This is a genomic window from Sphingomonas rubra (assembly GCF_900115745.1).
Classification (GTDB): domain Bacteria; phylum Pseudomonadota; class Alphaproteobacteria; order Sphingomonadales; family Sphingomonadaceae; genus Sphingomonas; species Sphingomonas rubra.
The window spans coordinates 13,759-31,313 of record NZ_FOXP01000001.1; the positions used below are offsets into that span (position 1 = coordinate 13,759).

Genomic DNA, 17,555 nt, shown 5'->3' on the forward strand with positions numbered 1-17,555 from the left:
TCAGTGCGGCAGTAGTTCGCGGACGGTGGTACCGAGCTTGTCCATCGAGAACGGCTTGGTGATGACGTGCATGCCCGGCACGAGGTGGCCGTGGCTGAGCACTGCGTTCTCCGCGTAGCCGGTGACGAACAGGATGCGGAGGTCGGGGCGCAACGCCCGCGCGGCATCGGCGACCTGGCGGCCGTTCATGCCGCCGGGCAGGCCGACATCGGTGAGGAGCAGATCGATACGCTGGTCTGACCGCAGAATGCGCAGCGCGGCGGCGCCGTCCGCCGCCTCCAGCGTCGCGTAGCCGAGGTCGGCCAGCACCTCGGCGGCGAGCATACGGATGGTGGGCTCGTCATCGACCACCAGGATCGTCTCGCCGGCCACTGCCTGGCCGATCTCCGCCGCCGCGGCGCTGGTCTCCGCGTCCGCCTCGGCGTCCGCGGCGGTGCCGAGGTGACGGGGGAGGTAGATGCACACCATCGTGCCCGCGCCCGGCTCGGAATAGATGCTGACCGAGCCGCCCGACTGTTTGGCGAAGCCGTAGATCATCGACAGGCCGAGACCGGTGCCGAGGCCGATCGGCTTGGTAGTGAAGAAGGGGTCGAAAGCGTTGGCAACGACGTCGGGCGTCATGCCGGTGCCGGTGTCGGACACGCAGAGCGAGATGTACTGGCCGGCCTGCAGGCCGCGCTCGTCGGCGGTGCGGCGGTCCATCCAGCGGTTGGCAGTCTCGATGGTGATGGTGCCGCCGTCGGGCATCGCGTCGCGCGCGTTGAGGCAGAGATTAAGAACCGCGTTCTCCAGCTGGCCGGGATCGATCAGCGCCGGCCAGAGCCCAGCGGTGTTGACCGTCTCGATCGTGATCGCCGGCCCGACCGAGCGCTGGATCAGTTCCTCCATGCCGCCGACCAGCTGGCGCACATCGGTCGGCTTGGGGGCGAGCGTCTGACGGCGGGAAAAGGCGAGCAGGCGGTGGGTGAGCGCGGCGGCGCGACGCGCGGCCCCCTGCGCGGCGGTGATGTAGCGGTCGAGTTCGGCGGTGCGGCCCTGCGCAATGCGGACGCCGATCATCTCCAGGCTGCCGGTGATGCCGGTCAGCAGATTGTTGAAGTCGTGGGCGAGGCCCCCGGTCAGCTGGCCGACCGCCTCCATCTTGTGCGCCTGACGGAGCTGTTCCTCGGTGTCACGCAGCCGCTGCTGCTCGCGGGCGCGCTCGGTAACGTCGTAGACGAACTGATAGGCGCCGACGACGCGGCCGGCGGGGTCGCGCAGCGGGGTGAAGCGCATCTCGTAATGCACGTCGCTGCCACGGAACTGGTTGACCTCGACGAACCGCTCGCCGGCCAACGCGCGCGACCAGACCGCCTGGACGCGGGCGCGCTGCTCGGGCTGATTGGCGAGGAGTGCCAGCATGTCGTCGCCGACGTGCGGAGTGACGCCGAATACGCGAGCGAACTCGTCGGCGGCGGCCTTGTTGAGCGCGATCCAGCGATAGTCGCAGTCGACGACGTGGACGAAGGCATCGGCGCCATCGACGATCTCGGCGAGTACGCGCCGCTCGGCCAAGGCGGCGGCGACGCGCGCCTCCAGGCTCTCGTTCATCACCTGAAGCGCGACTTCGGCGCGGCGGCGGCCGCTGATGTCCTGGAAGAGGACCGCGACCTGGTTGAGTTCGGCCGGCTCGATCCGGAAGGCAGACAGGCGAAGGTAGCGGCCGGTCGCCTCCAGCTCGCGCTCGAAGCTGATCGCCTCGCCGGTGCGCAGCACGCGGCCGTAGCGATCGACCCAGTCGTCCGCCTCGTCACCGACCATCTCGCGCACGTACTGGCCGACAACGTTGGGAATGCCGGCATTGCGCGCGTAGGCGGCGTTGGCCTCGATATGCACGTAATCGCTCAAAGGCCCGTGCGGACCATCGACGAATTCGATGATGCAGAAACCCTCGTCCATCGAGTCGAACAGCGTGCGATAGCGCGCCGGGTCGAGCCGGGCCGGGTTGCGTCGATCCGGGCTGCGCCGGTCGAAATCAGGCTTCGTCGGTTCCGTCACGTCCACCCCTTCGTCGCCCGCAGGCCGCCGTCCGGATCGCCGCTTGGATCGGTCGACCGCGTGCGAGCGCCTAACGTGCGTCAACGTCATGGGTTGCCGGTGACGGGATGGGCCGATCAGAACGCCGCGAGCCCGGTGATCGCGCGGCCGAGGATCAGCGCGTGGACGTCGGCGGCGCCTTCGTAGGTGTTGACCGTCTCCAGGTTCATCAGGTGGCGCATGACCTGATACTCGCCGGAAATGCCGTTGCCGCCGTGCATGTCGCGTGCCTCGCGAACGATCTGGAGCGCCTTGCCGACGTTGTTGCGTTTGACGATCGACACCATCTCCGGCGCGAAACGGCCCTCGTCCATCAGCCGGCCGACGCGCAAGGAAGCCTGGAGGCCGAGCGCGATCTCCGTCTCCATGTCCGCGAGCTTGCGCTGGTACAGCTGGCGGCCGGCGAGCGGCGTGCCGAACTGCTTGCGGTCGAGGCCATAAGCTCGCGCGGCGTAGAAACAGAACTCGGCGGCGCCGAGCGCGCCCCAGCTGATGCCGTAGCGGGCACGGTTAAGGCAGCCGAACGGGCCTTTCAGCCCCTCGACGTTGGGGAGGAGCGCATCCTCGCCGATCTCGACCTCGTCCATCATCACCATGCCGGTGATCGAGGCGCGCAAGCTCAGCTTGCCCTCGATCTTGGGCGTCTCCAGCCCCTTCATACCGCGGTCGAGCACGAAGCCCCTGATCTTGCCGTCGTGCGCGTCCGACTTGGCCCAGATCACGAAGACGTCGGCGATGGGCGAATTGCTGATCCAGGTCTTGGCGCCGGAGATGACATAGCCGCCGTCGACCTTGCGGGCGCGCGTCGTCATGGCACCGGGATCGGAGCCGGCATCGGGCTCGGTCAGGCCGAAACAGCCGATATACTCGCCCGACGCGAGCTTGGGCAGGTATCGGCGGCGCTGCTCCTCCGAGCCGTAGGCGTGGATCGGGTACATGACGAGGCTGGACTGGACGCTCATCATCGAGCGGTAGCCGCTGTCGATCCGCTCCACTTCGCGCGCCACCAGGCCATAGGCCACGTAACTGGCGCCGACGCCGCCATATTCCTCCGGGATGGTGGGGCCGAGTAGGCCGAGCTCGCCCATTTCGCGGAAGATCGCGGGATCGGTATGCTCGTGGGCGAACGCCTCGATGATGCGGGGCGCGAGCTTGTCCTGCGCGTAGGCGCGCGCGGTGTCGCGGATCATCCGCTCGTCGTTGGATAGCTGATCGTCGAGGAGGAAGGGGTCCTCCCAGTCGAACCTGCCCATGCCGCTGCCCTGGCCTGCCATCACCGCTTCTCCTTTTGCGAAGCGAGGTACGGCGGCGGGGTGGGGGTGTCCAGTGTGAGAGCAGGAAGACGCTCGATCCATCAGCACCTTCATGCCGGGTTCATCCCGGCATCTAGGACCTCGGGCGATGGCGCTGCTGGGTCCTGAACGCCGCACGAAGCCGGGCTGAGCGGAGCTGGTCAGGAAGCGTCGGGATCGAGGACCAAGAGGGAGACGAGTGCCCGACCGCCGTCCCGCTCGACATAACAGTCGGCGACCAGCCGATCCGGGATCGATAGCTCGGCCTTCGGCAGCGCGGCGAGCCAGGCTTCGGCATCCATGCCGGCGTCCAGCGTCAGCCACACGGCGTCGCCAGCGAAGGTGGCGCTCCACCACGGGGCCGCGTCGCCATCTACCAGCGCGACCGTGCACTCTGCGGCCGCGGCGGAGCGGGCGAGCGCCGCCCAGGCGGTGGCGACGGGATCGGCGGTGCCGGTCACGCTTCGCTCCCCAGCAACGCCTCGACCCGGTCGCGCACGCGCTGGCCGATGCGGCGACCGCGGCGGAGGTCGGCGACGAGGCGCGGGTCGTTGACCGCCATCCGCCCGAACTTGGTCGCGGGCGTCGCGGTGGCGCGCAGATAATGATCGATCCTGATGAGCAGCGACACGGGCCTTCTCCCTGATTCTCAAACCCGTTCCCCATCTGTTCTCACTTTTCCAACTTGTCTAGGATTTTTCCTGCGATAGATGCGACCAGGATGGATCAAGTCGGGACCCGGTTGACCGAGCTGGCGGCGACGCGTGGCGTGAGCCTGGCGGCGCTGTCGGCGATGATCGGGCGTAACGCGGCTTATCTGCAGCAGTTCGTCACGCGGGGAACTCCGCGCGCCCTGGCGGAGGGCGACCGACGGACACTGGCGGCGTTCTTCGAGGTGGACGAGGAGGTGTTGGGCGGGCCGCCGGCACCGCCCGCAGCGATCCGGGTACCGAGGCTTGATGTCGCCGCCTCGGCGGGGCCGGGCGCGCTGGTCGACGCGGAGGTGGAGCTGGGGGCGGACATGCTCGATCCCGGTCTGGCGCGGCGGCTGGGGTTGAAGGCCGGGGCGGTGGCGATCATCCGGGTGCGCGGGGACTCGATGGAGCCGGGGCTGATGGACGGCGACCATATCCTGGTCGACACCGCGCGGCGATCGCCGGGGGCGGCGGGGGGCGTATTCGTGGTGCGGATTGACGGCGCGCTGATGGTCAAGCGTGTGCGGCGATCGGGCGGCACGCTGGTTGCGAGGAGCGACAATCCGGCGGCATCGCCGGTGCCGAACGCGCCGGTGGAGGTGGTCGGCCGGGTGGTGTGGGCGATGCGGGCGCCGACATAAGCCTTAGGAGGGGCTCGGCGCTATCCCACTCGCTCGCGATGTTGCGGTGGGAAACCGTCGATCGCCAGTGCCAGGATGCGGTCGGCGACATCCTCAGGAGGTTTGACCGACTGCGGGTCCTCGCCGGGATAGGCGCGCTCGCGCATCTTGGTGCGGGTGGCGCCGGGGTCGAGAATAGTGGTGCGGACGCGGGCGATCTGCTCGACCTCGTCGCCGTAAGCGCCGAGCAGCGTCTCGAACGCCGCCTTGGAGGCACCGTAGGCTCCCCAATAAGCGCGCGGTGTCCGCGCGACGGAGGAGGTGAGGCCGATCACCTTGCCGGCCGCGGCACGGCGCAGCATCGGATCGAACGCGGCGAGAAGCGCGGCTTGCGCCGACACGTTGAGTGTCAGGACGCTGGCGAATTCCTTGGGATCGATCGACGGGACCGCGGCGAGGCTGCCGAGGGTGGCGGCGTTGAGGACGAGGAGGTCGAGCGCCTTCCACCGCTCGCCGATCGCGGCGGCGAGGCGCGCGATGCTGTCGGTCTGGGTCAGGTCGAGCGGCGCGATCGTGGCGGCGCCGCCGGCGTCGAAGATCGCCTGCTCGACCTGCTCCAGCCCCTTGGCCGTGCGCGCGGTGACGACGACGTGCGCGCCGGCCGCGGCGAGCGAGATCGCGGTGGCGGCGCCGATGCCGCGGCTGGCGCCGGTGACGAGCGCCAGCTGGCCGTCGAGGGGCTTGTCGTTCATTCCCGTTCCGTCAGTTGAGGCGTTCGGCGAGCATCGCGAACTGGTCCACCTCGGCGGTCTCGTCCTGGTCCGTCAGGGTGGTCGGATAATCGCCGGTGAAGCAGGCGTCGCAGAAGCTGGGGTGGATGTCGGCGCGGCGGGCGTGGCCGAGCGCCTTGTACAGGCCGTCGATCGACACGAAGGCTAGGCTGTCGGCGTGGATGAAGTCGGTCATGCCGCCGAGCGACAGCTTGTGCGCGAGGAGCTTTGACCGTTCCGGCGTGTCGACGCCGTAGAAGCAGCTGTGCCGCGTCGGCGGGGAGGCGATGCGCATATGGACCTCGGCGGCGCCGGCATCGCGCATCATTTGGACGATCTTGAGGCTGGTGGTGCCGCGCACGATCGAGTCGTCGACCAGCACTACGCGCTTGTCCTTGATGAGCGCGCGATTGGCGTTGTGCTTCAGCTTGACGCCCAGGTGCCGTACCTGGTCGCCCGGCTGGATGAAGGTGCGGCCGACATAGTGGGAGCGGATGATGCCCAGCTCGAACGGGATGCCCGATGCCTGGGCGTAGCCGATCGCGGCGGGAACCCCTGAATCCGGAACGGGAATGATGAGGTCCGCGTCGACCGGCGCCTCCGCGGCGAGTTGCGCGCCGATCTCCTTGCGCACCGAGTAGACGGAATGGTCGCCGACGATCGAATCGGGACGCGAGAAATAGACCCACTCGAAGATGCACGGGCGCGGGGCGGGCCGCGCGAAGGGATGGATGGAACGTAGCTCGCCGTTCTGGACGATGATGAGTTCGCCGGGCTCCACCGCACGGTCGAAGGTGGCGCCGCACACGTCGAGCGCAACCGTTTCCGAGGCGAAGATCACCGCGTCACCGAGCCGGCCCATGACCAGCGGCCGGATGCCGAGCGGGTCGCGGCAGGCGATCATCCCCTCCGGCGTCATCACCACCAGGCTGTAAGCGCCCTCGATCTGCTTCAACGCGTCGATGAACCGGTCGAGCAGCGTGCGGTAGGTGGAGGTGGCGACCAGGTGGATGATCGTCTCGGTATCAGAGGTCGATTGGAAGATCGAGCCGCGGCGGACGAGGTCGCGGCGCAGCTTCATCGCGTTGGAGATGTTGCCGTTGTGCGCGATCGCGAAGCCGCCCGATTGCAGCTCGGCGTAGAGCGGCTGGACGTTGCGGAGCGCGGTCTCGCCCGTCGTCGAGTAGCGGACGTGGCCGGCGGCAACGGTGCCGGGGAGCGAGCGGATCACTTCGTCCCGGTCGAAATTGCCGGCGACGTGGCCCATCGCGCGATGAGTGTGGAAATGGGTACCGTCGAAGGAGGTAATACCGGCCGCCTCCTGCCCGCGGTGCTGAAGCGCGTGCAGGCCGAGCGCGACGAGCGCGGCGGCGCTGTCGCTGCCCGATACGCCGAACACGCCGCACTCCTCGCGGAGTTTATCGTCGTCGAAGGGATTGGTGGTCAGCATCGCGAGGGCAGCTCCGGTTCGCGCGTGCCTATAGGGCGGGCGGGCGCGCTTGTCGCCCCTCTGTCGGGAGCGATCGGCGGGACCGACCGTTTCGCGTACGAGGAGAGACGGCGATGGCGCGCGATCACGGACCGCAGATCAAGGACGACGTGATGTACGAGGCGCTGCTGAAACAGGGCAACTCGGAGAGCAAGGCGGCGCGCATCGCCAACGCGCACGCCGCGGGCACGCTGAAGCGCAACGGCGAGAAGCTGGAGGAGCGGACGGTGGCCGAGTTGCGGGACGAGGCGAGAAGGATCGGGATCGCGGGACGATCGCGGATGACCAAGGCCGCGCTGGTGAAGGCGATCCGGGATCATCGTTGAGCGCGCCGTGCCGAACTCGTCCTGGCATAGGGGGCTGCGGGCAATGCGCTGCTTGGCCCTTGGTCCGGGGCGAGGCCGGGGTGACGATGTTCGGCGGGGGAAGCTATATGATCGGCATGACCGATCGCGACACCACGCTCCGCTTCGATCCCAGGTTCGATGACGCCGGGCTCGTCACCGCCGTGGTCACCACTCGCGCAGGCGGGCTGCTGATGGTCGCGCACATGAACGCGGAGGCGATCGCCGCGACGCAGGCCTCGGGCGAGGCGACCTTCTGGTCGCGTAGCCGCGGACGATTGTGGAAGAAGGGGGAGACGTCGGGCAACGTCCTGCGGATGGTCGAGATGCGGGTGGACTGCGACCAGGACGCGCTGTGGCTGGTGGTCGATGCGGCAGGGGCGGCGTGCCACACGGGGGCGACGAGCTGTTTCTATCGCCGGGTGGAGGGCGACGCGCTGGTGCCGATAGCGTGAGGACGCTCGGTGCGGCACTCCTGCTGCTTGCCGGATGCGACCGGCCGGCGCCGAGCGCGACGAGCAACTCCGCGGGGGCGAGGCTGGAAGCGGCGGCGATCGCGCGCGGGCTGGTGGTCGATCCCGCGCGGGCGACGCTGGTCGGCGTCTGGGCGCACGATACCGACCGGCTGTGCGTGACAGGCCCCGCCGGCGGCGAGCAGCGGGTTGGGGCGGTGGTGGATTATGGGGAGGGGCAGGCGTGCAGTGCCGCAGGAACGGTGCGGCGGTCGGGGGAGCGGCTGCGCGTGTCGTTCGGGCGCGACTGCCGCTTCGACGCACGCTTCGACGGCGAGCGGATCGCGTTTCCCGCCGAGCTGCCGCGGTCATGCGACGCGCTGTGCAGCGGCCGGGCGTCGCTGTCGGCGCTGACGGTCGACCGGCTGAGCGACTCGGCGTCGGAGGCGGCGACCTTGCGTGGCGACCAGCGACAACTACTGTGCGGCGATCCTTCTTGACGTTTACGTAAGCGACAATTAGGTGAGCGGCATGGTCGATGCCGCTTCCTACGTCGTGATCCCGCCGTGCGACGATCGCGAGGAGTTCTCGATCTCGGACCTGTCGGACGAGTTCGGGGTCACCGCCCGCGCGCTGCGCTTCTACGAGGACGAGGGGCTGATCGCGCCCGAGCGGCGGGGCACGGCCCGCATCTACGCGCAGCGGGACCGGGCGCGACTCGCCTGGATCCTGCGCGGCAAGCGCGTCGGCTTCTCGCTGGGCGAAATCCGCGAGATGATCGACCTCTACGACCTGGGTGACGGGCGGCGGGTGCAGCGCGACGTGGCGATCGAACGCTGCCGCGCGCGCATCGCCGCGCTGGACGCGCAGAAGCGCGACATCGACGCCGCCATCGCCGAACTCACCGACTTCGTCGCCGTGCTGGAAACGGTGCGCGCGCAAGACATCCAGAAGGACTGAACTCGATGCCCCAGTACACGCCGCCGATCCGCGACACCCGTTTCGTGCTGGAGCACGTCGTCGGGCTGGACCGCCACGCCAATGTCGACGGCTTCGCGGGCGCGACGCCGGACACGGTCGACGCGGTGCTGGAGGAGGGCGGCCGCTTCGTCGCGGACGTGCTGTTCCCGCTCAACCAAGTCGGCGACGAACATGGTTGCGTGCGCCACGAGGACGGGTCGGTAACGACGGCGCCGGGTTTCAAGGAAGCCTATGCGCGCTTCGTCGAATCGGGCTGGGGCACGCTGTCGGCGCCCGAGGCCTATGGCGGGCAGGCGATGCCGCACGTCGTGTCGACGGCGTTCCAGGAGTACATGATCTCCGCCAACATGGCGTTCGCGATGTATCCGGGCCTGGCGCATGGCGCGATCGCGGCGCTGGTGGTGAAGGGATCGGACGAGCAGAAGGCCAAGTACCTGCCGCGCATGGTGTCGGGCGAGTGGGGCGGCACGATGAACCTGACGGAGCCGCAGTGCGGCACCGATCTGGGCCTGATCCGCACCCGCGCCGAGCCGCAGGCGGACGGATCGTACAGCATCACCGGCACCAAGATCTTCATCTCGGCGGGCGAGCACGACCTGACCGACAACATCATCCACCTGGTGCTCGCCAAGACGCCGGGGGCGCCGGATTCGTCCAAGGGCATCTCGCTGTTCGTGGTGCCCAAGATGATGGTGGAGGACGACGGCTCGCTCGGCGCGCGCAACGCGGTGTCGTGCGGGTCGATTGAGCACAAGATGGGCATCCACGGCAATTCGACCTGCGTGATGAATTATGACGGGGCGACCGGCTGGCTGGTCGGCGAGGAGATGAAGGGCCTGGCCGCCATGTTCATCATGATGAACGCGGCGCGGCTGGGCGTGGGGTTGCAGGGATTGGGCGTCGCGGAGACGGCGTATCAGAACGCGGTCCACTACGCGCGCGACCGGCGGCAGGGACGGGCGCTGACCGGCCCGGCCGAGCCGGGCGAGAAGGCCGACACCTTGTTCGTCCATCCCGACGTCCGCCGCATGCTGATGGAAGGCAAGGCGTGGACCGAAGGCTTGCGGGCGCTGTGCCTGTGGGGCGCGCTCCAGGTCGATCTGGAGCACAAGGCCGGCAGCGAGGAGGAGCGGCAGATGGCGGCCGACCTGATCGGGCTGCTGACGCCGGTTATCAAGGGTGTCGGCACCGACAAGGGCTACGACATCGCGACGGCGGCGCAGCAGGTGTATGGCGGCCACGGCTATATCCGCGAATGGGGCATGGAGCAGTATGTCCGCGACGCGCGAATCGCGCAGATCTACGAGGGGACGAACGGCGTCCAGGCGATGGACCTGGTCGGGCGCAAGCTGGCGCAGAATGGCGGCCGCGCGGTGCAGGCCTTCTTCAAGCTGGTCGCCGAGGATATCGCGGCGGCGAAGGGCGTCGAGGCGACGGCGGACTTCGCCGCGCGGCTGGAGCGGGCGCTGGGCGACCTGCAGGCGGCGACGATGTGGTTCATGGCCAACGGCATGAAGAACCCGAACCATGTGGGCGCGGGCGCGGTCGCGTACATGCACCTGATGGGGCTGGTCGCGGTCGGATGCATGTGGCTGCGCATGGCGGCGGCCGCGGCGCGGCTGATCGAGGGCGGCGAGGGCGATGCCTCGTTCCTCCAGGCCAAGCTGGTGACGGCGCGGTTCTTCGCCGAGCGGGCGCTGCCGAACGCGGGCAGCCTGCGCCGCCAGATCGAGGGCGGTGCGGACGCGATCATGGCACTGGCGGAGGACATGTTCCTGGCGGCGTGATCCGGGGGCGTGGGGCCGTGTTGGTCCGAGTCCGACGTTCGTTCAGCGCGAACGAATGGGGTTTAACCGGACCTGGTCACCATCAAGCGTGGTCGCCCTCACCCTTCGCCGCCTTCGGCGTCTTTTCCCTCTCCCGATGGGAGAGAGAGGGAGCGGTGCGGCTGCGAAAGGGTGAGGTGACCGGGCTTGATGGGAAGCGCCTCCGCGGCGAAGGCCGGGGCCTAGGTGGGGGGCGGCGATGAGACGCGTTGCGCTTCGTTACTGCGACCTTCCCGACTGGACCCCGGCCTTCGCCGGGGAGGCAATCCTGTTTCAACGTGCTGAGCCCTTCGACTTCGCTCAGGGCGAACGGTGGTAAGTCAATCGTTCGTCATCATGCTTTAGTCTGACGTTCGCTCAGCGTGGACGAATGGGGATTTAACCAGAGCGGGTCACCATCAAGCGTGGTCGCCCTCACCCTTCGCCGCCTTCGGCGTCTTTTCCCTCTCCCGAAGGGAGAGGGAGGGAGCGGCGCAGCTGCGGAAGGGTGAGGGTGACCGGGCTTGATGGGAAGCGCCTCCCCGGCGAAGGCCGGGGCCTAGGTGGGGGGCGGCGATGAGACGCGTTGCGCTTCGTCACTGCGACCTTCCCGACTGCCCCCGGCCTTCGCCGGGGAGGCAATTCTGTTTCAACGTGCTGAGCCCTTCGACTTCGCTCAGGGCGAACGGTGGTAAGTCAATCGTTCGTCATCATGCTTTAGTCTGACGTTCGCTCAGCGTGGACGAATGGGAATTTAACCAGAGCGGGTCACCATCAGGCGTGGTCGCCCTCACCCTTCGCCGCCTTCGGCGTCTTTTCCCTCTCCCGATGGGAGAGGGAGGGAGCGGCGCAGCTGCGGAAGGGTGAAGGTGACCGGGCTTGATGGGAAGCGCCTCCCCGGCGAAGGCCGGGGCCTAGGTGGGGGACGGTGATGAGACGCGTTGCGCTTCGTTACTGCGACCTTCCCGACTGGACCCCGGCCTTCGCGAGACCTCTGCGAAACTATTTCGTCATGCCGGACCTGTTCCGGCATCCACCGTACCGCAAACCAATAAGCTGTTGAATTCGCGGCACCATGGACCCCGGATCAAGTCCGGGGTGACGAAAGAAAAAATGCTTTTGGAGGAGTTTCGCAGAGGTCTCGCCTTCGCCGGGGAGGCAGTCCTGTTTCAAGGTGATTGGGTCGGACTTTAGGCCCTTACCCCGCGATCGGCAGCCGTACCTTGCCGTCGTCGTCGCGCGATAGCGGTCCGTAGGCGATCACCGTTTCCAGCGGCAGCGGGCCGTAGAGATGGGGGAAGAGCTGGCCGCCGCGGCTTTCTTCCCAGCGCAGGTTGTCGCCGAAGCTGCCGAGGTCGACCGCGGCGACGTGGAGGTCGGCCTGGCCGGCGAAATGCTTGTCGACCGTCTCGGTCAGCTGGTCGGCGGTGGAGAGGTGGATGAAGCCGTCGGCCACGTCCACCGGTGCGCCGGCGAAGGTGCCGTCGCGCTCCAGCGCCGCCATCTGGTCGGCGGTGAGGACCTTGTAGGCGGCGAGCCGTTGTTCGGTGTTCGGAAGCCGGCTCATTGCATCTCTCCGTCGTCGTCGATCGGATCGCTGTTGCCGTCGCGCATCGTGTCGGGGCCGGTGCCGTCGTCGACGATCAGCTGGTCCTCCGCTGCGGGGGCGGGGGCGGCGGCAGTCTCCTCGGCGACCATCGCCTCGGCCTCGTTCTCGGGGGCTTCCTCCTCGTCGATCTTGGCGGCGGAGACGACGTGTTCGTTGTCGGCGACGCGGAAGATGGTGACGCCCTGCGTGTTGCGGCCCGCCACGCGGATGTCGCCCACGGTGGTGCGGATCAGCTTGGCCTGATCGGTGACGAGCATCAGCTGCTCGCCATTGTGCGCGGGGAAGCTCGCCACCACCGGGCCGTTGCGGTCGGAGGTAACGATGTTGGTGATGCCCTGGCCGCCGCGGTTGGTGCGGCGGTATTCATAGGCCGAGGTGCGCTTGCCGTAGCCGTTGGCGGTGACGGTGAGGATGAACTCCTCCGCCGCCTCCATCGCGACCATGGTGTCGTCACCCAGCGTGCGGACCCGCTCGCCCTCCTTCCACGGGGCGGCCTTGAGATAGGCGTCGCGCTGCTCGGTGTCGAAGGGCGTGCCGGCGAGGACGGAGAGCGAGATGACCTCGTCGTCGTCGCCCAGCCGTGCGCCGCGGACGCCGGTCGAGTCGCGGCTCTGGAACTCGCGCACGTCGGTGGCGGCGAAGCGGATCGCGCGGCCGAGGCGGGTAGCGAGCAGCACGTCGTCGGTCTCGGTCAGGAGCGAGACGCCGATCAGCCGGTCGTCCGATCCTTCCTCGAACTTCATCGCGATCTTGCCCGATGCGCGGATGTTCGCGAACGAATCCATCGAGTTGCGGCGTACCGAGCCCTTGGCGGTGGCGAACATGACGTGGAGGTCGCTCCAGCGCGCCTCGTCCTCGGGCAGCGGCAGGACGGTGGAGATGGTCTCGCCGGGGCCGAGCGGCAGCAGGTTGACCATCGGCCGGCCGCGGGTCGCCGGGCCGCCCTCGGGCAGGCGCCAGACCTTGAGGCGATAGACCTTGCCGGCGGTGGAGAAGAACAGGACGGGCGTGTGCGTGGAGGTGACGAACAGGCTGGTGATCGCGTCCTCGTCCTTGGTCGCCATGCCGGCGCGGCCCTTGCCGCCGCGTTTCTGTGCGCGGAAGGTGTCGAGCGGGGTGCGCTTGATATAGCCCTCGACCGTGACGGTGACGACCATGTCCTCGCGCTCGATCAGGTCCTCGTCGTCGATGCCGTCGGCGGCGGCGGCGATCTGGGTACGGCGGGGCGTGGCGAACTGGTCGCGGATCGCCTGCAACTCGCCGCGCATCACGGCGTAGAGCTTGACCCGGTCGGCGAGGATTTCGAGCAGGCCGGCGATCGAGTCCGCGAGCGCCTTCAGTTCGTCGCCGATCTCGTCGCGGCCGAGCGCGGTGAGGCGGTGGAGGCGCAGGTCGAGGATGGCGCGGACCTGGAGGTCGGACAGGCGGTAGAGATCACCGGTGCGCTCGCTCTCGACCGCCTCGACGAGGCGTAGGTAAGGAGCGATCTCGGCGACCGGCCACTCGCGCTGGAGCAGCGCCATGCGCGCGGCGGTGGCGTTGGCGGAGCCGCGGATGATCTTCACCACCTCGTCGAGGTTGGTGACGGCGATGACGAGGCCGAGCAACAGGTGCGCCCGCTCGCGCGCCTTGTTCAATTCGAACTTCGAGCGGCGGGTGATGACCTGCTCGCGGAAGCCGATAAAGGCGGAGATGATGTCGCGCAGGTTGAGGAGTTCGGGGCGGCCGCCGCGGATGGCGAGCATGTTGGCCGGGAACGACCCTTGCGCAGGCGTGTGGCGCCAGAGCTGGTTGAGAACGACCTCGGGCGTGGCGTCGCGCTTCAGGTCGATGACGATGCGGACGCCTTCGCGGTTCGATTCGTCGCGGATGTCGCTGACGCCCTCGATGCGCTTGTCCTTGGCGGCCTCGGCGATCTTCTCGACCAAGGCATTCTTGCCCTGCTGGAAGGGAATTTCGGTCAACACAATCGACTGGCGGTCGCCGCGCGCGGTCTCGATCTTGTAGTTGGAGCGGACGATGATCGAGCCGCGGCCGGTGCTGTAGGCGGAGCGCGCACCGGCGCGGCCGAGGATGGTGGCGCCGGTCGGGAAATCGGGGCCGGGGACGATCTCGGCCAGTTCCTCCGAGGTAATCGCGCCATTGTCCATGTACGCGAAACAGGCGTCGATGACCTCGCCCAGGTTATGGGGCGGGATGTTGGTCGCCATGCCGACCGCGATGCCGCCGGCGCCGTTGACGAGGAGGTTCGGGTATTGCGCGGGCAGGACGGAGGGCTCACGCTCCGACCCGTCGTAATTGGGCGTGAAGTCGACCGTGTCCTTGTCGAGGTCGCCGAGCAGCGAGTTGGTGACCCGCGCCAGCCGCGCCTCGGTGTAGCGCATGGCGGCCGGCGGATCGGGGTCCATCGAGCCGAAATTGCCCTGGCCGTCGATCAGCGGCACGCGCATCGACCAGTCCTGCGCCATGCGGGCGAGCGCGTCGTAGATGGCGCTGTCGCCGTGCGGGTGATATTTACCCATCACGTCGCCGACGATGCGGGCGGACTTGCGGTAGGGGCGGCCGGCGACGAAGCCGCTCTCGAACGCGGAATACAGGATGCGGCGGTGGACGGGCTTCAGGCCGTCGCGCACGTCGGGCAGCGCGCGCGCGACGATCACGGACATGGCATAGTCGAGATAGCTCGACTTCATCTCGTCGACGATGGAGATCGTCGAAATGTCGGAGGGTTCGGCGAGGGTGGTCTCGGCCAAGATCAGGTCTTCCGGTTCGTTACAGGGGTGTCACGCCGCTGTAGGGCCCCCACCATATAAAGTCACGCGCGCGTACGGGTACGCGCGCGTGCGAAGGAAGCGAGGGGGCAGGGGGGTGACGCTCGATTACCTCGTCTTCTTCACCGTCTGCGTCTTCACCGTCTTGGTGGCGTGGACCTTGGCCGCGTGGGCCTTGCCGGCCTGCGGCTTGCCCGCGGCCAAGGCGGCGGTGCCCGAGAGCAGCGCGGCGGCGGCGATGGCGGAGGTGACGAGTGCCTTGGTCATGCTTTTCGTCCTTTCGGGAAACCCGCCGGCCGCAGGGGAACGGCAGCGGTGAGGGCCTTATGCGCCCGGCGAGCTATCGAGGACGTGGCGGGACGATGACATCGGCGTAAGCCGTTCGGATGCGCCAGACGACGCCGGCACCGTAACGCAAACGATAGTGACTTGCAGTAACAAGTTGCCCTCGGTAAGGGCGCTCCCGTTCCAGGGAGTAGAGAATGACCGCCTTCATCGCGCTGATCGCCGCTGCCGCCGCAGCGGGTTCGCCGACCGCCACCGCGTCGCCCGAGGTCGAGCCGCAGCAGGGGGGCGAGATCGTCGTCACCGGCCAGCGGACCGAGGGATCGGACGATTACACCATCAAGGGCCAGACCACGGCCACGCGCATCCCGCTGACGCTGCGCGAGACGCCGCAGTCGGTCAGCGTCGTCACGCGCCAGCAGATCCAGGATTTCCAGCTGAACGACGTCAATCAGCTGCTGACCACGGTGCCGGGCATCAACGTGCAGGCGAACGAGACCGACCGCGTCTATTACTCGGCGCGCGGCTTCGACATCCAGACGTTCCAGATCGACGGCATCGGCGTGCCCTTCGCGTTCGGCATCCAGACCGGATCGATCGACACCGCGATCTACGACCATATCGAGGTGGTGCGCGGCGCGCCGGGGCTGCTGTCGCCGACGGGCAACCCGTCCGCCGTCATCAACTTCGTCCGCAAGCGGCCCACCGGCGACCTGCAGGTGCAGGCCAACGCGCAGTACGGATCGTTCGACGCGCTGCGGCTGGACGGCGACGTCAGCGTGCCGCTGACCAGCGACGGCAAGATCCGCGCGCGCGCCGTGGGCGTCTATTCCGACAGCGACAGCTATCTCGACCGCTACGGCCTGCGCCGCTGGACCGGCTACGGCATCGTCGAGGCGGATCTGGGCCCGAACACCACGCTGAGCGGCGGTTACGGCCATCAGGATCACAAGAGCCGCGGCGCGATGTGGGGGGCGATCCCACTGGTCTATACCGACGGGACGCGGATCGATTTCGCCCGTTCCACCAACGTCGCGCCCGATTGGTCGAGCTGGAACGTCGTCGACCGGCAGATCTTCGGCGACCTGACGCACCAGCTGGGCAACGACTGGGTCGCGCGGGTCAGCGGCATCCGGCGCGCCACCGACGAGCGCAACGAGCTGTTCTACGTTTATGGCAACCCGGTGCGCGGCGCGCCGAACGGGATCGCGCCCGACCCGTTAAATCCGGGTCAGTTCCTGGGCATTCGCAGCTATCCCGGCAAGTTCCGGGCGGAAACGCGCAACCTGACGCTGGAGGCCTATGTCACCGGCCCCGTGTCGCTGTTCGGGCGGCGGCACGAGGTGATGCTGGGCGTCAACCGCAGCGCGCAGGATTATCAGCAGCGCTCGTCCTACGACAATTCGACGATCGGGCTGCTGCTGCCCTTTCCGGCGCTGTTCGAGGGTAATTTCCCCGAGCCGACCTTCCCGACCGAGTTCTCCACCGCGCGCGCGTCGAGCCAGAGCACGCAGACGCGGCGCGAGACGCTGTACGGCCTGGTCCGCTTCAACGTCGCCGATCCGCTGAAGATCATGGTCGGCGGCAACGTCACCCATTCGAAGAGCGTCGGCTTCTCGTACGGGAGCGACACCAATTTCGACAACACGCGCTTCCTGCCGTTCGCGGGCGCGACGCTCGACTTCACGCCGCATCTGAGCGCCTATGTGAGCTACGCGACGATCTTCAATCCGCAGACGCAGCTCGACGAGAACGACCGCTTTCTGGACCCGATCAGGGGCAGCAACCTGGAGGCGGGGATCAAGGGCGACTGGTTCGGCGGCCGCCTGAACGCGGGCATCGCGGCATTCCGCGTGCGCCAGGACAATACGGCCGAGGCCGCCCGGTTCGGTGCCACCATCGGCAACCCGACCGTGCAGCGCACCATCTTCCGCGGCGTCGACGCCACGTCCGAGGGGATCGAGGTCGAGATCGGCGGGCGGCTGGCCGAGGGGATGCAGGTGACCGGCGGCTACACGCTGATGCGGCTGGAGGACCAGAACGGCGACGCGGCGCGCCGCTTCGTGCCGCGCAACACCGCGCGATTGAACGTCGTCTACTCGCCGCCCGCGCTGCCGGCGCTGAAGGTCGGCGCGTCGGGCCAGTATCAGAGCCGCATCACCGCGCCGTCCGGCAGCGCGACGCAAGGCGATTACGCGCTGCTCGACCTGCTGGCGCGCTACGACATCACGCCGCAACTGTCGCTGTCGGCCAATCTGCGCAACGTGACCAACACCAAATACCTGACCGCGGTGAACTTCGACGGCGGCTATTACGGCGCGCCGCGGTCGATCCTGGGGACGATCAGCGTCCGCTACTGAAGCCCG

16 protein-coding genes are annotated in these 17,555 nt (G+C 68.3%); 7 read left to right on the forward strand and 9 right to left on the reverse strand.

Annotation, left to right across the window (positions count from 1 at the left end; genetic code table 11):
• The 4 genes from BM145_RS00090 to BM145_RS15880 all read right to left on the reverse strand — a co-directional run bounded on the left by BM145_RS00090 (nt 1) and on the right by BM145_RS15880 (nt 3,999).
• Nucleotides 1–1,938: a PAS domain-containing protein gene (locus tag BM145_RS00090; RefSeq protein ID WP_218149597.1), complete on the reverse strand. Its 1,938-nt coding sequence runs from the start codon at nt 1,936–1,938 to the stop codon at nt 1–3.
• A 215-nt stretch (nt 1,939–2,153) separates the two neighbouring features.
• Nucleotides 2,154–3,350 carry an acyl-CoA dehydrogenase gene (locus tag BM145_RS00095; protein ID WP_093329801.1) on the reverse strand — a complete coding sequence of 399 codons (1,197 nt, stop codon included), beginning with the start codon at nt 3,348–3,350 and terminating at the stop codon, nt 2,154–2,156.
• Nucleotides 3,351–3,529: 179 nt separating this feature from the next.
• Nucleotides 3,530–3,829, reverse strand: coding sequence for a hypothetical protein (locus BM145_RS00100; protein ID WP_093329804.1), 300 nt, complete (start codon nt 3,827–3,829; stop codon nt 3,530–3,532).
• On the reverse strand, nt 3,826–3,999 hold the full coding sequence (locus tag BM145_RS15880) for a hypothetical protein (protein ID WP_177200027.1): 174 nt from the start codon (nt 3,997–3,999) through the stop codon (nt 3,826–3,828). Before BM145_RS15880 ends, BM145_RS00100 begins: the two co-directional genes overlap by 4 nt.
• Nucleotides 4,000–4,089: 90 nt before the next feature.
• Here BM145_RS15880 and BM145_RS00105 point away from each other — a divergent pair, with 90 nt between their 5' ends.
• The gene (locus BM145_RS00105; protein WP_093329806.1) at nt 4,090–4,704 is read left to right on the forward strand and encodes a S24 family peptidase; all 615 of its coding nucleotides are present in this window, start codon (nt 4,090–4,092) and stop codon (nt 4,702–4,704) included.
• 20 nt (nt 4,705–4,724) lie between these two features.
• On the opposite strand, the gene BM145_RS00110 is transcribed toward BM145_RS00105, so the two are convergent.
• Complete coding sequence (locus BM145_RS00110; RefSeq protein ID WP_093329808.1) at nt 4,725–5,435, reverse strand: SDR family NAD(P)-dependent oxidoreductase; 711 nt, start codon at nt 5,433–5,435, stop codon at nt 4,725–4,727.
• A 10-nt stretch (nt 5,436–5,445) separates the two neighbouring features.
• Complete coding sequence (purF, locus tag BM145_RS00115) at nt 5,446–6,903, reverse strand: amidophosphoribosyltransferase (RefSeq protein ID WP_093329810.1); 1,458 nt, start codon at nt 6,901–6,903, stop codon at nt 5,446–5,448.
• Nucleotides 6,904–7,016: 113 nt separating this feature from the next.
• Between purF and BM145_RS00120 the strand changes: the two genes are divergently transcribed.
• The 5 genes from BM145_RS00120 (at nt 7,017) to BM145_RS00140 (ending at nt 10,506) form a co-directional block, all read left to right on the forward strand.
• Nucleotides 7,017–7,268 carry a DUF7218 family protein gene (locus BM145_RS00120; protein WP_093329813.1) on the forward strand — a complete coding sequence of 84 codons (252 nt, stop codon included), beginning with the start codon at nt 7,017–7,019 and terminating at the stop codon, nt 7,266–7,268.
• 116 nt (nt 7,269–7,384) lie between these two features.
• Complete coding sequence (gene hisI, locus BM145_RS00125) at nt 7,385–7,741, forward strand: phosphoribosyl-AMP cyclohydrolase (protein WP_093330735.1); 357 nt, start codon at nt 7,385–7,387, stop codon at nt 7,739–7,741.
• A complete protein-coding gene (locus BM145_RS00130; protein WP_093329816.1) occupies nt 7,738–8,238 on the forward strand; it encodes a hypothetical protein in 501 nt (166 codons plus the stop codon). Before hisI ends, BM145_RS00130 begins: the two co-directional genes overlap by 4 nt.
• Nucleotides 8,239–8,269: 31 nt before the next feature.
• Entirely contained in the window at nt 8,270–8,698 is a 429-nt protein-coding gene (locus tag BM145_RS00135; protein ID WP_093329818.1) for a MerR family transcriptional regulator, read from the forward strand.
• Nucleotides 8,699–8,703: 5 nt separating this feature from the next.
• Nucleotides 8,704–10,506, forward strand: a complete 1,803-nt coding sequence (locus BM145_RS00140) for an acyl-CoA dehydrogenase C-terminal domain-containing protein (protein WP_093329821.1) — start codon at nt 8,704–8,706, stop codon at nt 10,504–10,506.
• A 1,216-nt stretch (nt 10,507–11,722) separates the two neighbouring features.
• Here the strand turns inward: BM145_RS00140 and BM145_RS00145 are convergent.
• The 3 genes from BM145_RS00145 to BM145_RS15885 form a co-directional block, all read right to left on the reverse strand.
• Complete coding sequence (locus BM145_RS00145) at nt 11,723–12,091, reverse strand: DUF952 domain-containing protein (RefSeq protein WP_093329823.1); 369 nt, start codon at nt 12,089–12,091, stop codon at nt 11,723–11,725.
• Nucleotides 12,088–14,889, reverse strand: a complete 2,802-nt coding sequence (gene gyrA, locus BM145_RS00150) for a DNA gyrase subunit A (protein ID WP_093329826.1) — start codon at nt 14,887–14,889, stop codon at nt 12,088–12,090. Before gyrA ends, BM145_RS00145 begins: the two co-directional genes overlap by 4 nt.
• Before the next feature lie 123 nt (nt 14,890–15,012).
• On the reverse strand, nt 15,013–15,171 hold the full coding sequence (locus BM145_RS15885; RefSeq protein ID WP_177200028.1) for a hypothetical protein: 159 nt from the start codon (nt 15,169–15,171) through the stop codon (nt 15,013–15,015).
• 215 nt (nt 15,172–15,386) lie between these two features.
• Here BM145_RS15885 and BM145_RS00155 point away from each other — a divergent pair, with 215 nt between their 5' ends.
• A complete protein-coding gene (locus tag BM145_RS00155; RefSeq protein ID WP_093329829.1) occupies nt 15,387–17,549 on the forward strand; it encodes a TonB-dependent siderophore receptor in 2,163 nt (720 codons plus the stop codon).
• The last annotated feature ends 6 nt before the right edge of the window (nt 17,550–17,555 follow it).

What these genes read in the sequence shown, in the direction of transcription:
- BM145_RS00090 (WP_218149597.1), bottom strand. Translation starts at nt 1,938, where the DNA reads ATGGACGAGGGTTTCTGCATCATCGAATTCGTCGATGGTCCGCACGGG.
- BM145_RS00095 (WP_093329801.1), bottom strand. Translation starts at nt 3,350, where the DNA reads ATGGCAGGCCAGGGCAGCGGCATGGGCAGGTTCGACTGGGAGGACCCC.
- BM145_RS00105 (WP_093329806.1), top strand. Translation starts at nt 4,090, where the DNA reads ATGGATCAAGTCGGGACCCGGTTGACCGAGCTGGCGGCGACGCGTGGC.
- BM145_RS00110 (WP_093329808.1), bottom strand. Translation starts at nt 5,435, where the DNA reads ATGAACGACAAGCCCCTCGACGGCCAGCTGGCGCTCGTCACCGGCGCC.
- purF (WP_093329810.1), bottom strand. Translation starts at nt 6,903, where the DNA reads ATGCTGACCACCAATCCCTTCGACGACGATAAACTCCGCGAGGAGTGC.
- BM145_RS00120 (WP_093329813.1), top strand. Translation starts at nt 7,017, where the DNA reads ATGGCGCGCGATCACGGACCGCAGATCAAGGACGACGTGATGTACGAG.
- hisI (WP_093330735.1), top strand. Translation starts at nt 7,385, where the DNA reads ATGACCGATCGCGACACCACGCTCCGCTTCGATCCCAGGTTCGATGAC.
- BM145_RS00135 (WP_093329818.1), top strand. Translation starts at nt 8,270, where the DNA reads ATGGTCGATGCCGCTTCCTACGTCGTGATCCCGCCGTGCGACGATCGC.
- BM145_RS00140 (WP_093329821.1), top strand. Translation starts at nt 8,704, where the DNA reads ATGCCCCAGTACACGCCGCCGATCCGCGACACCCGTTTCGTGCTGGAG.
- BM145_RS00145 (WP_093329823.1), bottom strand. Translation starts at nt 12,091, where the DNA reads ATGAGCCGGCTTCCGAACACCGAACAACGGCTCGCCGCCTACAAGGTC.
- BM145_RS15885 (WP_177200028.1), bottom strand. Translation starts at nt 15,171, where the DNA reads ATGACCAAGGCACTCGTCACCTCCGCCATCGCCGCCGCCGCGCTGCTC.
- BM145_RS00155 (WP_093329829.1), top strand. Translation starts at nt 15,387, where the DNA reads ATGACCGCCTTCATCGCGCTGATCGCCGCTGCCGCCGCAGCGGGTTCG.